This window comes from Pseudomonas sp. UF-293 (genome assembly GCF_058245595.1).
Genome location: NZ_JBSICA010000002.1, coordinates 155777 through 168079 on the forward strand (window position 1 = coordinate 155777; position 12303 = coordinate 168079).

General features: G+C 61.6%; 13 protein-coding genes. 8 read left to right on the forward strand and 5 right to left on the reverse strand.

From position 1 onward, the window contains the following. The first annotated feature begins 46 nt into the window (after positions 1–46). Positions 47–604, forward strand: coding sequence for a cysteine hydrolase family protein (locus tag AC4IHP_RS03125; RefSeq protein ID WP_490830849.1), 558 nt, complete (start codon positions 47–49; stop codon positions 602–604). A 255-nt stretch (positions 605–859) separates the two neighbouring features. On the opposite strand, the gene AC4IHP_RS03130 is transcribed toward AC4IHP_RS03125, so the two are convergent. The 4 genes from AC4IHP_RS03130 to AC4IHP_RS03145 all read right to left on the reverse strand — a co-directional run bounded on the left by AC4IHP_RS03130 (position 860) and on the right by AC4IHP_RS03145 (position 2635). Then, positions 860–1063 (reverse strand): SEC-C metal-binding domain-containing protein, encoded by a 204-nt coding sequence (locus AC4IHP_RS03130; RefSeq protein ID WP_003198420.1) that lies wholly within the window; start codon positions 1061–1063, stop codon positions 860–862. A 5-nt stretch (positions 1064–1068) separates the two neighbouring features. Further along, positions 1069–1554 (reverse strand): LEA/WHy family protein, encoded by a 486-nt coding sequence (locus tag AC4IHP_RS03135; protein WP_024011906.1) that lies wholly within the window; start codon positions 1552–1554, stop codon positions 1069–1071. Between the two features lie 102 nt (positions 1555–1656). Beyond that, the gene (locus tag AC4IHP_RS03140) at positions 1657–2133 is read right to left on the reverse strand and encodes a YchJ family protein (RefSeq protein WP_460124640.1); all 477 of its coding nucleotides are present in this window, start codon (positions 2131–2133) and stop codon (positions 1657–1659) included. 4 nt (positions 2134–2137) lie between these two features. Then, positions 2138–2635: a DUF6231 family protein gene (locus AC4IHP_RS03145; protein ID WP_490830850.1), complete on the reverse strand. Its 498-nt coding sequence runs from the start codon at positions 2633–2635 to the stop codon at positions 2138–2140. A 199-nt stretch (positions 2636–2834) separates the two neighbouring features. Between AC4IHP_RS03145 and AC4IHP_RS03150 the strand changes: the two genes are divergently transcribed. From AC4IHP_RS03150 to AC4IHP_RS03165, 4 genes are all read left to right on the forward strand, one after another. Beyond that, entirely contained in the window at positions 2835–3530 is a 696-nt protein-coding gene (locus AC4IHP_RS03150; RefSeq protein ID WP_024011908.1) for a PA1041 family peptidoglycan-binding anchor lipoprotein, read from the forward strand. 90 nt (positions 3531–3620) lie between these two features. After that, positions 3621–4340: a PA1041 family peptidoglycan-binding anchor lipoprotein gene (locus AC4IHP_RS03155; RefSeq protein WP_490830851.1), complete on the forward strand. Its 720-nt coding sequence runs from the start codon at positions 3621–3623 to the stop codon at positions 4338–4340. A 160-nt stretch (positions 4341–4500) separates the two neighbouring features. After that, positions 4501–4782, forward strand: a complete 282-nt coding sequence (locus AC4IHP_RS03160) for a DUF1145 domain-containing protein (RefSeq protein WP_016771375.1) — start codon at positions 4501–4503, stop codon at positions 4780–4782. Next, a complete protein-coding gene (locus AC4IHP_RS03165) occupies positions 4775–5533 on the forward strand; it encodes a collagen-like triple helix repeat-containing protein (RefSeq protein ID WP_490830852.1) in 759 nt (252 codons plus the stop codon). Before AC4IHP_RS03160 ends, AC4IHP_RS03165 begins: the two co-directional genes overlap by 8 nt. A gap of 42 nt (positions 5534–5575) precedes the next feature. Here AC4IHP_RS03165 and AC4IHP_RS03170 read toward each other — a convergent pair whose 3' ends face one another. Next, positions 5576–6040, reverse strand: coding sequence for a CopD family protein (locus tag AC4IHP_RS03170; protein WP_130912005.1), 465 nt, complete (start codon positions 6038–6040; stop codon positions 5576–5578). Positions 6041–6137: 97 nt separating this feature from the next. Between AC4IHP_RS03170 and dinG the strand changes: the two genes are divergently transcribed. The 3 genes from dinG to AC4IHP_RS03185 all read left to right on the forward strand — a co-directional run bounded on the left by dinG (position 6138) and on the right by AC4IHP_RS03185 (position 12202). Continuing rightward, the gene (dinG, locus tag AC4IHP_RS03175; protein ID WP_024011911.1) at positions 6138–8282 is read left to right on the forward strand and encodes an ATP-dependent DNA helicase DinG; all 2145 of its coding nucleotides are present in this window, start codon (positions 6138–6140) and stop codon (positions 8280–8282) included. Between the two features lie 95 nt (positions 8283–8377). Continuing rightward, complete coding sequence (locus AC4IHP_RS03180) at positions 8378–10846, forward strand: beta-galactosidase (RefSeq protein WP_490830853.1); 2469 nt, start codon at positions 8378–8380, stop codon at positions 10844–10846. A 210-nt stretch (positions 10847–11056) separates the two neighbouring features. Continuing rightward, positions 11057–12202: a serine hydrolase domain-containing protein gene (locus AC4IHP_RS03185; protein ID WP_460124655.1), complete on the forward strand. Its 1146-nt coding sequence runs from the start codon at positions 11057–11059 to the stop codon at positions 12200–12202. Positions 12203–12303: the final 101 nt, after the last annotated feature.

Sequence of the window (12303 nt, forward strand, 5' to 3'; positions counted from 1 at the left end):
TTGAACTACGGAATAAGTCTCGATACCTGTCAGGAGAAAGATCGCTATGGAGCTTCAGAGCAACGCTGCGCTGATCATCATCGACCAGCAGAAAGGCATTTTGCATCCGCGTCTGGGGCGGCGGAATAATCTTCAGGCCGAAGAGAGAATGCTTGAGTTATTGGCGCTGTGGCGGCGCAGCGGGCGCCCGGTGATTCACGTGCAGCACTTGTCGCGCTCGCTTGATTCGGTGTTCTGGCCCGAGCAGGACGGAGTGGAGTTTCAAGAGCGATTTGTTCCTCGGGACGGGGAATGGCTGATCAAGAAACAGGTGCCGGATGCGTTTTGTGTCAGTGGGCTGGAGGCGCAGTTGCGTGAGGCTGGGATCGGGCAACTGATCATCGTTGGTGTGGCGACCAATAACTCTGTTGAGTCGACGGCGCGCACCGCAGGCAATTTGGGATTCGATACGTTTGTGGCTGATGATGCGTGCTTCACCTTCGACAAGGCCGATTATTTCGGCACACCGCGTACCGCTGAAGAGGTGCACGGGATGTCGCTGGGGAATCTGCATGGGGAGTATGCGACGGTGGTCGGCTCTTCGCAGATTCTGGCGGCGGGCTGAAGTTTTGTAGTGGAGGCGCCGCCGCCTTCGCGAGCAGGCTCGCTCCCACAGTGACCATATCTCTTCAGATGAAACGCGATCCCTGTAGAAGTGAGCCTGCTCGCGAAAGCGGTGAGTCAGGCGCCAACAATGTTGAATGTGCCGGCCCCATCGCGAGCAGGCTCACTCCTACAGGAGATCGGAATGCGGTCACTGTGGGAGCGAGCCTGCTCGCGAAAGCGGTGTGTCAGGCGAAGAAGATCTTCGCCAGTGCCATCAAGCGCCGTGGCACTTCTTGAATTTCTTGCCGTTGCCGCATGGGCAAGGGTCGTTGCGGCCGACGTCTTTCAGGGCGTTGCGCACCGGTTCCTGGTGGGCGTGGCCGCAGTTCGGGCCGTGGACATGGCCATGGTCGTGATCGTGATGGTGGTCATGATCGTGGTTGCAGTCAGGGCCATGGACATGGGGTTGCTGGGTCATCGAGGTCACTCCGGAGTTAGATCGGCGGGGATTATCACGCCATTGCGCTCAAGGTGCACGTAGTGGGCGATGAATAAACCGGTTTCCATTTCCCCCTGCAATCGATAGGGAATCTGCTGGTTCGGGTTTTTCAGCAGTTTCACCACCTGTTTGACCTTCGGCCAGAGGTTGGTGCGGATCGGCACTTTGAAGTAAGCGCTGCGCTTGGGCCCGACGGTAAACCAGTGCTCATGCTCGCCTTCGGTGAGCAGCATGTCGGCCAGGTGAATCCGGTATTCGAGGCCGCGCACGGTCAGGTCGCTGTCGTTGGGATTGTCGACGCGAAAGTGCAGGATGAATTTCTGTTCGAGCAGCTTGGCCCGCACCACCTCGACTTTCACCAGATGCACGGCGGGCTCGACGCTGTCGTCGCTGAACCACGAGGCACAGCCGCCGAGGTTTACGATCAGCATCAACAGCAGAAAATGTAATGTGCGCCGGCGACCGAGCATGAAATTGACTCCCTTTGTGCCCAGTCTAGACCTTAAAAGATTTCAGCCTTCGGCTAATCCCGTGTAGGAGCTGCCGAAGGCTGCGATCCTTTGATCTTCAGCTCAAGCGCCGAAATACCCCGAACAACACTTCTTGAACTTCTGCCCGCTGCCACACGGGCAGCCGTCATTACGCCCCAGTTTCATCTGCACCGTCGGATCGATGAAGTACCAGCGCCCGGCGTTCTGCACGAATGAAGAGCGCTCGCGATGACTGTGCTCGCCCTGGCTGTCATGCCAGCGCGCAGTGAAGGACACAAAAGCGTGTTCCGGCTGGCCGCCGAACACTTCCGAGCTCTCGACCTCAAGGCCAAGCCAGGTGCTTTGTGCACTCCAGTCGCTGATCGATTGCCTGTTCAATCCCGCTTGTTGGGCGGGCAGGGTAGTCGCCACCAGATAGTCGACCAGCCCCAGCACATAAGCGCTGTAGCGCGAGCGCATCAAGGCTTCCGCACACGGAGCCGGGTGACCGTCATGATAAGGGCCGCAGCAGGCGTCCAGCAGATTGCCGCTGCCGCAAGGGCAAATGGCTGTACTCATTGCATTACCACCAGTATTTCCCGAAGTTTTCCGGATTGGCCCAGAAGCGTGAATTGAGCCAGTCGGGGACTTGTTTGTAGTCAAGCAGATCGTAGGTGAACAGGGTCAGCACCTGCTCGTCGCGCTGGAAGCGCTCGCTGGCCTGCAGGGCCAGCGAATAGAAATCGGTTTCCTGCCAGCCAATGGCCGCCAGATCTGCCAGCACCGCGATGCGGCTGGCGTTGAGATTGCGGATGCCGCCCAACAGATTCAGGCCATCGCGCTTGGGCAAATGTTCCAGGCAATCGACTACCAGTGCCAGATCGAAGCGTTGCGCGGCCAGTTCGGCGGGCAGTGCGCCGGGCGCGGCATGGGCGACCACGGTGTCTGGATGTGCGCCCTTGAAAGCGCTCAATGCGGGAAATTCGCTGGCGCCGATCAGCAGCAGTCGAGCCGGGGCGTAGCGATCCAGCAAAGCGGCCAACGCCTGTTGTGGCGTGCGCGAAGAAATGGCGACGTTCATCGAAGCTCCTCAGTCAGACCGCCAAGACTAGCCTGCCAGACTGCGTCGGCAAAGCGCCCGGTGGCGTCGTTTCCCCTATAAAGAGGCAAACCCCTGTGAACACGGTCGCAAACAGCGGTGGCCTATTGCTGGCGGAGATTAAAACTCCGGTCTTTACTCCCTGAATCGGTTTTAAGCCGATCCCTCAGGAGAAAACTAGATGAGCATAGTTCGGACAGCATTACCCTTGGTTCTGCTAACCAGTGTGTTGACTGGTTGTGCAGGTTTGCAGAAAACCGACTGGCCGACCTGTGCGGCGGTCGGCGGTGTGGTCGGTGCCGGTCTCGGCGCGACGGAAAGCGCATCGTGGGCTGGCTACGGTGCGCTGCTGGTCGGCGGTACGGCAGCGGCTTACTGCTGGGTGCATGGTGATGGCGATGAAGACGGCGATGGCGTGCCGGACAGTCGCGACAAGTGCCCGGGCACACCTAAAGGCGTGCAGGTCGATGCTGACGGTTGCCCGCCACCGACGCCTGCGCCAGTGGTCGAAGAAGCGGTTGTGGTCAAGGAAGAAACCATCGTCATTCGTGATGTGCATTTCGAATTCGACAAAGCCACGCTGACCGGCCCTGACAAGCAGGTGCTGGACAAGGTCGCCGATCGCCTGAAACAGGAATCCTCTACCGCGCAACTGACCGTGACCGGTCACACCGACAGTGTCGGCAGCGATGCCTACAACAAAAAACTGTCGGATCGTCGTGCGCATTCGGTGGTGGAATACCTGATCCAGCAGGGCGTGCCACGTGCCAGCTTCGTTTCGGTGTCGGGCCTTGGTGAAAGCCAGCCTGTCGCTGACAACAAGTCGGCCGATGGTCGTGCACAGAACCGTCGCACCGAAATCAAAATCGTCCGCTAGCCCCTCTCGCATCCGCGGCTTGTGCAGTCGCGGATGCGGGTCTTTACTCCTGTGTAACCGGTATGGGCCGGTACACAGGAGCGTTCACAAATGCGTGTTTTCTCAAGGTCCGTCTTGCCGGTGCTGCTTGGCAGCTTGCTCACCGGTTGTGCCACTCACAGCGATGGCACCGCCCCTCTCAATCAACGTACGTGGCCGATCTGCAGCCTGCTTGGTGGCCTGGTCGGCGGCGGTCTTGGCGCCATCGAAAGCGCCGGCTGGGCCGGTGGCGGCGCGGCACTGGGTATCGTCACCGGCGGGCTGATCTGTTACGCCCAGGACGGCGACGAAGACAGCGACGGCGTGTTTGACCGCCGCGACCGCTGCCCGGACACGCCGGAAAACACCGAAGTCGATCACCGTGGCTGCCCGCTGCCGCAATATCCGGTGGCAGTAAAACCGGTCGAACCGGTGCCGCAAACCGAGGTGATTACCTTGAACGATGCCGGCAATGTGCTGTTCGATTTCGACAAGTCCGATCTGACCCCGGCGGCAAAAGCCCAGCTCGATACCTTGATGGACAAACTGCGCAATGCTGATGTGGTCAGCATCAAAGTTATCGGGCACACCGACAGCAAAGGCTCCGACGCCTATAACCAGGCTTTGTCCGAGCGGCGCGCGAGCAGTGTCGCCGCGTACTTGCTGAGTCAAGGCCTGGCGCCGAACAAACTCACCAGCGAAGGCCGGGGGGAGAGTGAACCGGTGGCCGATAACGCCAGCGATGAAGGCCGCGCGGAAAATCGCCGGGTCGAACTGCATATCAATCGTTAGGAAGGGTCTGTAGTCCGCTGGCTAGAGCTGCCGGGCCGAAATCATCGGCCCGGCAGCCATTTCATCAGCGTTTGCACAAATTTCATTTTTCCCTCTGGCTTATCCCCCGCAGAAGCCGGTACTGTGCGTGCAAAGAATAATTCGCAACACGGGGGAGCGTATGAAGGTGTTCTGGGGGCTGGGGCGTTTGCTGACCCTGCTGTTCTGCTGCGTGGTACTGGCCAATCAGTTGGTGCCGTTTGTTCATCCGCTGCATCTGCTGGTCAATCTGGCCGGCGCTCTGTTGTTGCTGATTCATCTACTCGAAGTGCTGCTGTGCAACCGCAGCCTCAAGGGTCGTCCGCATCCCTGGCGTGATCGAGGCCGCATCCTGTTGTTCGGCGTTTTCCACCTGCAAACCATCCCGGCCCCGGCCGCTCCGGAGGCTTCTTCCCATGCGTAAACTCTGCCTGCTCGCTGCATTCATCAGTCCACTGGCCTGCGCCCAGGTGGTCAATGTGCAAAGCAATTCGCTGATGCGTTTGCCCAACACCACCAGCACGCTGCAACTGGAGAAGCTGGAGGTCGCCGATTACGGCACCTTGCTGATCCCGTCCAATGTGACCGAATTGAACATCGATGAATTGCGTCTGGGCCACGAAGCGCGCATCGCCATCGTTCCGGCTGAACAAGCGCTGGAAGTGAAGGTCAAGCGCGCTGAGTTGAGCGAGGGCAGCCAGATCACTGCACGCGGCGCCCCCGGCACTTACGAAAAAGCGGCCCGGGCCGGGCGCAATCTGAATCTGCAATTCCAGGCCCTGAGCGCGCCGCAACTGACGGTCGATGCCCGTGGTGGCAGGGGTGCGCCAGGTTTTGTCGGCCTCGACGGCGGCAACGGTGAAGATCCGGGCTGCACCTACGGCTCGGCCGGCCACGGCGCCGATGGCAGTGACGGCAGCGATGGCCAGCCAGGCGCGCCGGGTGCGCTGGTGCGCCTCGCCGTGCCACGGGATTTCCCGGCCGAGCTGATCAAGGTCAACGTGGCTGGCGGTGCCGGCGGCCCGGCGGGTGTCGGTGGTAAGGCAGGGAAGGGCGGCATGTCGAAGGGCTGCCTGGTGTACCGCGCTGACGGCGGCAAGAACGGCAAGGCCGGCGCGGATGGCCAGCCGGGGCCGGTGGGGGCGGCGGGTTCGGTTACCGTGCAACGTTTGTAAGAAGGCTGATGGTTCCCACGCTCGGCGTGGGAACGATCATCGTCAGAACATCGGCCGAGCCGCAGCCACCGCCACCAGCACCAACCCGACCAGCAGATTAAGCCCTACCACCCGCCGAATCCGCCCCAGCACCGCCGCACCCGCGGGCCAATCCTTCGCCTCAACCGCCTTGCGCAACTCCGGCAGCATCAGCCCTTGAATGCGGATGAACAGTGCCGTCATCACCACATACAAACCGATCATCACCTGCACATACTTCGGCGCGGTCTCGAAGCCGACCTGCTGCAGATGCAACATGCCCACGCCGCTGATCGGCAACAGGATCACCGCGACCCAGACCCAACGGAAAAAACCTTGAAACACTTCCACCCACAGGGTCAGGCGAGCAGGGCCGTCAAGAGCCTTCACAGCCGCAGGGCGTAAGACCATCCAGGCGAAAAACATGCCGCCGACCCACACCAGAGCGGCAAGGACATGCAGGGGGTAAACGAGGCTAAAAGGTGTCATTCGGGCACTCCGTTCTGCGCGGGATCGATTAGCGGGGTATGATAGCCGCCGAATCAAACCACTGAAAATTTATCCAGCGTTTTGCGCCCGACACTCAATGATCAGCACTGAACTCAAAACCACGATCCAGGGCGCCTATTCGCGTTTTCTAGAGGCCAAGAGCCTCAAGCCGCGTTACGGCCAGCGCCTGATGATCGCCGAAATCGCCAAGGTCCTCGGTGACATCGACACCGACGACGAAGGCCGGCGCAGTGGCGACCCCGCGATTGTCGCGGTGGAAGCCGGCACCGGTACCGGCAAGACGGTGGCCTACAGCCTGGCGGCGATCCCCACGGCGAAATTGGCCGGCAAGCGTCTGGTGATCGCCACCGCGACCGTCGCCCTGCAAGAGCAGATTGTCTACAAGGACTTGCCTGACCTGATGCGCAACAGCGGGCTGAATTTCAGCTTCGCCCTGGCCAAGGGCCGTGGCCGCTACATGTGCCTGTCCAAGCTCGACATGCTGTTGCAGGAAGGCCACGCGCAAACCGCCACCGCGCAGTTGTTCGAAGAAGAAGGCTTCAAGATCGAAGTCGACGAGGCCAGTCAGAAGCTGTTCACCAGCATGATCGAAAAACTCGCCGGCAATAAGTGGGACGGCGACCGCGACAGTTGGCCGAACGCGCTGGAAGACGCCGACTGGGCGCGCCTGACCACCGATCACAGCCAGTGCACCAACCGTCATTGCCCGAACTTCGGCCAGTGCGCCTTCTACAAGGCTCGCGAAGGCATGGGCAAGGTCGACGTGATCGTCACCAACCACGACATGGTCCTGGCGGATCTGGCGTTGGGCGGCGGCGCCGTGTTGCCCGACCCGCGCGACACCATTTACGTGTTCGACGAAGGCCACCACCTGCCGGACAAGGCCATCGGCCACTTCGCCCATTACACGCGCCTGCGTTCCACCGCCGACTGGCTGGAGACCACCGCGAAAAATCTGACCAAACTGCTCGCGCAACATCCGCTGCCGGGCGATCTTGGCAAGCTGATCGAGCAGGTGCCGGAGCTGGCGCGGGAGATCAAGACCCAGCAGCAGTTCATGTTCACCGCGTGCGAGCAGATCGCCGATTTCAAACCCGGCGAAGACGTCGAAGGCCGCGAACGTCCACGACATCGCTTTGTCGGCGGGGTGATTCCCGAGGACATGCGCGAGATGGGCATCGAGCTGAAAAAAGGCTATTCGCGCCTTAACGACCTGTTCCAGCGCCTGACCGACCTGCTCAAGGAAGGCATGGACGGCGAGGTCAATATCGGCATCGCCAGCAATCAGGCCGAAGAATGGTATCCACTGTTCGGCAGCCTGTTGTCCCGCGCTTCCGGCAACTGGGAATTGTGGACCGCGTTCACCGCCGAAGACCCGGAAGACAGCCCGCCCATGGCACGCTGGCTGACCCTGGCCGAAAGCGGTTCGCTGTTCGACATCGAGGTCAACGCCAGCCCGATTCTGGCGGCGGAAACCTTGCGTCGCAGTTTGTGGAATGTCGCTTACGGCTGCCTGGTGACCTCGGCGACGCTGACGGCGCTGGGCACTTTCGATCGTTTCCGCATGCGCGCCGGTCTGCCGAAAAAGGCTGTCACAGCGGTGGTGCCGAGCCCGTTCCATCATGCCGATGCCGGCGTGTTGCGCGTGCCGGACCTGAAGGCCGACCCGCGCGATGCCGCTGCTCACACGGCGGCGATCATTCGCGAACTGCCGGATCTGGTCGAAGGTTCCCGTGGCACGCTGGTGTTGTTCTCTTCGCGCAAGCAGATGCAGGACGTGTTCGACGGTCTCGACCGCGACTGGCGCAAGCAAGTGTTCATTCAGGGCAACCTGTCGAAGCAGGAAACTCTGAACAAGCACAAGGCGCGGGTCGATGGCGGTGATTCCAGCGTGCTGTTCGGGCTGGCCAGTTTTGCCGAAGGTGTCGATTTGCCGGGTGCTTACTGCGAGCACGTGGTGATCGCCAAGATTCCCTTCTCGGTGCCTGACGATCCGGTCGAAGCCGCGTTGTCGGAGTGGATCGAGGCGCGCGGCGGCAATCCGTTCATGGAAATCTCCGTGCCCGATGCCTCACTGAAACTGGTTCAGGCCTGCGGCCGATTGCTGCGCACCGAAGAAGACCGCGGCACCATCACCTTGCTCGACCGGCGTCTGGTCACTCAGCGCTACGGCAAGGCGATCCTCAATGCGTTGCCGCCTTTCCGTCGTGAAATATCCTGAGACACGGGTGGGCCGATTGGCCCACCGCGTTGTCTATCTCTCTGCCACCGCTGTTCCACTGACCTTGACTGGTCGTTAGGGAGAACTCCGTTCTTATGATCCGCCGTTCGTTGCCCGCTGTTTTCGCCTTGATCTTTGCCGCGCCGTTGCTGGCGGCTCCTGCCGGTCAGCAGACGCTGTTCAACTTCGTGCGCCCGGCCGACGTGGTCAAGGTCGCCACGGAAAACGCCGACCTGCCGCAGGCCAATGCCGAACAGACCGCCGAAGGCGAAGTGCTGCGGCGGGTGACGTTCAACCCGGTCGCCCGGCCAACCTTGCGCCTGACCCCGCAGACCGGCGCCTGGGACTGGTCGCAGTCCGGCATGATGAGCTTGCGTCTGCAAAGTGCGATGAACTGGGCGGTGACGGTCTATGTGCAGATCCAGAGCAACGATGGCCGCACCCTGATCAGCCGCGTCGATCTGCCGGCCGGCCCCGCGCAAACCTTGCTGGTGCCGCTGGTGGCTTCGACGCCGCTGAGCCAGGGCATGAAAGCCGGGCCGCCGATGCCAATGACTGTCGATGGCCAACGCATTCTGCTGGCCAGCAGCACCGGCGAGATTGATCGCAGCCAGGTGGTTTCGGTGAGTCTGTCGATGGATCAGCCGAAAGTTGCCCAGAGCCTGTTGCTCGAGCGGTTCGGCGTGCAGGACGGCGAATCGCTGACGCGCGCGGTGTACGGCAATCTGGTCGACGCCTACGGGCAGTCAACCCGGAGTAAATGGCCGGAAAAAGTCAGCAGCGACGAACAACTGAAAAGCGCCGCCAGCAAAGAGCTGCAACAGCTGAATACGTGGCTGGCCGCGCGTGAAAAGGCTTCGCTGGACAAGTTCGGCGGCTGGAACAAAGGCCCGGCCTTCAAGGCGAGCGGTTTCTTTCGCACGGAAAAACGCGATGGCCGCTGGTATCTGGTGACGCCTGAAGGCCACCCGTTCTACTCGCTGGGCGTCAACACGGTGAGCTCGCAAGTCAACCAGACCTACGTGGCTGGTCGTGAATACATGTTTGAATCGTTGCCGAAGAACGACGACCCGCTGGCCGCGCATTTCGGCGAGGGCGACAACCGTGGCGGCAACGGTGCCGATCAGGGCCGTGGCTACGGCAACGGCCGCTGGTACGACTTCTATGGCGCCAATCTGCAACGCCTGTACGGCGAACCGTGCAAGGCCGACAGCGACAACAAGGCCGGGATTGCCGAAGCGGCGAAGGCTGGAGCGGCTGAGGCCGGTTCGGTGCAGGCGGCTGAAACTGCAGCGGTGCCTGTCGAGCCGAAATCCGGTATCGCCGAAGCGGCGCAGACTGACGCGGTGCAAGCGTCCGGCACGCAAACAGCTCCGTGCACAGCCAGGATTGATGAGGAGCGCTGGACCCGCCATACCCTTGATCGCCTGCAAGCCTGGGGTTTCAACACCGTTGGCAACTGGAGCGCGCCAGCGCTGGCGGACGCTGAACGCGTGCCGTACACCTTGCCGCTGTCGATCGTCGGCGATTACGCCAGTATCAGCACTGGCAGCGATTGGTGGGGCGGCATGCCGGATCCGTTCGATCCGCGTTTCGCCATGGCCACCGAGCGCGCCGTAGCCATTGCCGCCCGCGATCACCGTGATGATCCTTGGCTGATCGGTTATTACGCCGACAACGAACTGGCCTGGGCCGGCCCTGGCGACGATCCGAAGGCTCGCTACGCGTTGGCTTACGGCACGTTGAAAATGACCACCGACGTGCCGGCCAAACGCGCCTTTCTCAAGCAATTGCGCGACAAGTACCGCAATCAGGCCGGACTGTCCAAGGCCTGGGGCATCGAGTTGCCGGCATGGGAATTGATGGAAGACCCGGGGTTCGTGCCGCCGCTGCCGAACCCGGAACATCCGGAAATCGAGGCGGATTTCAGGTACTTCCAAAAGGTCTTCGCCGATACCTACTTCAAGACCATTTCCGATTCGCTGAAATGGCACGCGCCGAACCAGATGCTCCTTGGCGGTCGCTTCGCCATCAGTACCCCTGAAGCCGTGGCCTCCTGCGCGCAGTATTGCGATGTGTTGAGCTTCAACATGTACACGCTCAAGCCGCAGGACGGCTACGACTTCGCCGCGCTGGCGGCGCTGGACAAACCGGTGCTGATCACCGAATTCAACTTCGGCTCGGCCGACCGAGGTCCGTTCTGGGGCGGCGTGACGCAGCTGGCCAAGGAGGAAGATCGCGGTCCGGCCTATGCCAACTTCCTCAAACAGGCGCTGAGCGAACCGTCGATTGTCGGCGTGCACTGGTTCCAGTATCTCGACCAACCGGTGACCGGGCGTTTGCTCGACGGCGAGAACGGCCATTTCGGTCTGGTCGGGGTCACTGACCTGCCGTATCAGGGCTTTGTCGAGGCGGTGCGTAAAAGCAATCTGCAGGCGCTTGAACAACTGGGCAAGGAGGCGCAGAAAACCCCGGCTGCCGAGGTTGAAGGCGGGCGCAAGGCCGAGGCTGGCAAAGCGGCGGAGGCTGCACAGGCGGGTGGGCATTCGGGCAATGGTCACTAGGTTTCAGACCGCGTAGTCGTTATTCGCGAGCAGGCTCGCTCCCACAGGGGATCTCCGCTGCTGTTGAGACCCAGTGTGGGAGCGAGCCTGCTCGCGAAGTGATCACCACAAATTGCCGATCAACCGTCTGGCCCGCGCCTGTTCCCAAATCCCTCAAGGGCTGGAACAATGCGGGCCACTTTGTAGAGCGTTTTCGCGGGGGAGTTGCGGGTGCAGATTCAGGGACATTACGAGCTTCAATTCGAAGCGGTGCGCGAGGCTTTCGCCGCACTGTTCGACGATCCCCAGGAGCGCGGCGCAGCCTTGTGCATCAAGGTCGGTGGAGAAACCGTCCTCGACCTCTGGTCCGGTACCGCCGACAAGGACGGCAGCGAAGCCTGGCAGAGCGACACCATCGCCAACCTGTTCTCCTGCACCAAGACCTTCACCGCCGTTACCGCGCTGCAACTGGTGGCTGAAGGCAAGTTGCAACTCGAGGCCCCGGTTGCCCGCTACTGGCCGGAATTCGCCGCCGCCGGCAAAGAATCCGTCACCCTGCGCCAATTGCTTTGCCATCAGGCCGGCTTGCCGGCGCTGCGCGAACTGCTCGCCCCAGAAGCCCTTTACGACTGGCAAACCATGGTCGACGCACTCGCGGCCGAAGCGCCATGGTGGACGCCGGGCACCGGCCACGGATATGCCGCGATCACCTACGGTTGGCTGGTCGGCGAATTGCTGCGCCGCGCCGACGGTCGTGGGCCGGGCGAGTCTATCGTCGCTCGGGTGGCCAAACCGTTGGGCCTGGATTTCCATGTGGGCCTGGCCGACGAAGAATTTCATCGGGTAGCGCACATCGCCCGTGGCAAGGGCAACGCCGGCGACGCTGCGGCCCAGCGCCTGCTGCAAGTGACCATGCGCGAACCGACGGCGATGACCACCCGCGCTTTTACCAATCCGCCGTCAGTGCTGACCAGCACCAACAAGCCGGAATGGCGACGCATGCAGCAACCGGCGGCCAACGGCCACGGCAATGCGCGCAGTCTCGCCGGGTTCTATGCCGGCCTGCTCGACGGCAGCCTGCTCGGGAGCGAGATGCTCGAAGAGCTGACCCGCGAGCACAGCCTCGGCGACGACAAGATCTTGCTCACGCGCACCCGGTTCGGCCTCGGCTGCATGCTCGATCAACCGGACGTGCCCAACGCCACCTATGGCCTCGGCCCGCGCGCGTTCGGCCATCCGGGAGCGGGCGGCTCGATCGGTTTTGCTGATCCTGAGCACGATGTGGCTTTCGGCTTCGTGACAAATACCCTGGGGCCTTACGTTTTGATGGATCCGCGCGCACAAAAGCTGGCGCGGGTGCTTGCCACTTGTCTGTAAAGCTTCAACAGAGGTTCCAGGGTCGGAACCTCGAAGGGATTTGCGTTTCAAAACGGCTGTTTATCCGGGCGAAAGTGCTCTGATTTTTCATTACTTCATTT

What these genes read in the sequence shown, in the direction of transcription:
- AC4IHP_RS03125 (WP_490830849.1), top strand. Translation starts at nt 47, where the DNA reads ATGGAGCTTCAGAGCAACGCTGCGCTGATCATCATCGACCAGCAGAAA.
- AC4IHP_RS03130 (WP_003198420.1), bottom strand. Translation starts at nt 1,063, where the DNA reads ATGACCCAGCAACCCCATGTCCATGGCCCTGACTGCAACCACGATCAT.
- AC4IHP_RS03135 (WP_024011906.1), bottom strand. Translation starts at nt 1,554, where the DNA reads ATGCTCGGTCGCCGGCGCACATTACATTTTCTGCTGTTGATGCTGATC.
- AC4IHP_RS03140 (WP_460124640.1), bottom strand. Translation starts at nt 2,133, where the DNA reads ATGAGTACAGCCATTTGCCCTTGCGGCAGCGGCAATCTGCTGGACGCC.
- AC4IHP_RS03145 (WP_490830850.1), bottom strand. Translation starts at nt 2,635, where the DNA reads ATGAACGTCGCCATTTCTTCGCGCACGCCACAACAGGCGTTGGCCGCT.
- AC4IHP_RS03150 (WP_024011908.1), top strand. Translation starts at nt 2,835, where the DNA reads ATGAGCATAGTTCGGACAGCATTACCCTTGGTTCTGCTAACCAGTGTG.
- AC4IHP_RS03155 (WP_490830851.1), top strand. Translation starts at nt 3,621, where the DNA reads ATGCGTGTTTTCTCAAGGTCCGTCTTGCCGGTGCTGCTTGGCAGCTTG.
- AC4IHP_RS03160 (WP_016771375.1), top strand. Translation starts at nt 4,501, where the DNA reads ATGAAGGTGTTCTGGGGGCTGGGGCGTTTGCTGACCCTGCTGTTCTGC.
- AC4IHP_RS03165 (WP_490830852.1), top strand. Translation starts at nt 4,775, where the DNA reads ATGCGTAAACTCTGCCTGCTCGCTGCATTCATCAGTCCACTGGCCTGC.
- AC4IHP_RS03170 (WP_130912005.1), bottom strand. Translation starts at nt 6,040, where the DNA reads ATGACACCTTTTAGCCTCGTTTACCCCCTGCATGTCCTTGCCGCTCTG.
- dinG (WP_024011911.1), top strand. Translation starts at nt 6,138, where the DNA reads ATGATCAGCACTGAACTCAAAACCACGATCCAGGGCGCCTATTCGCGT.
- AC4IHP_RS03180 (WP_490830853.1), top strand. Translation starts at nt 8,378, where the DNA reads ATGATCCGCCGTTCGTTGCCCGCTGTTTTCGCCTTGATCTTTGCCGCG.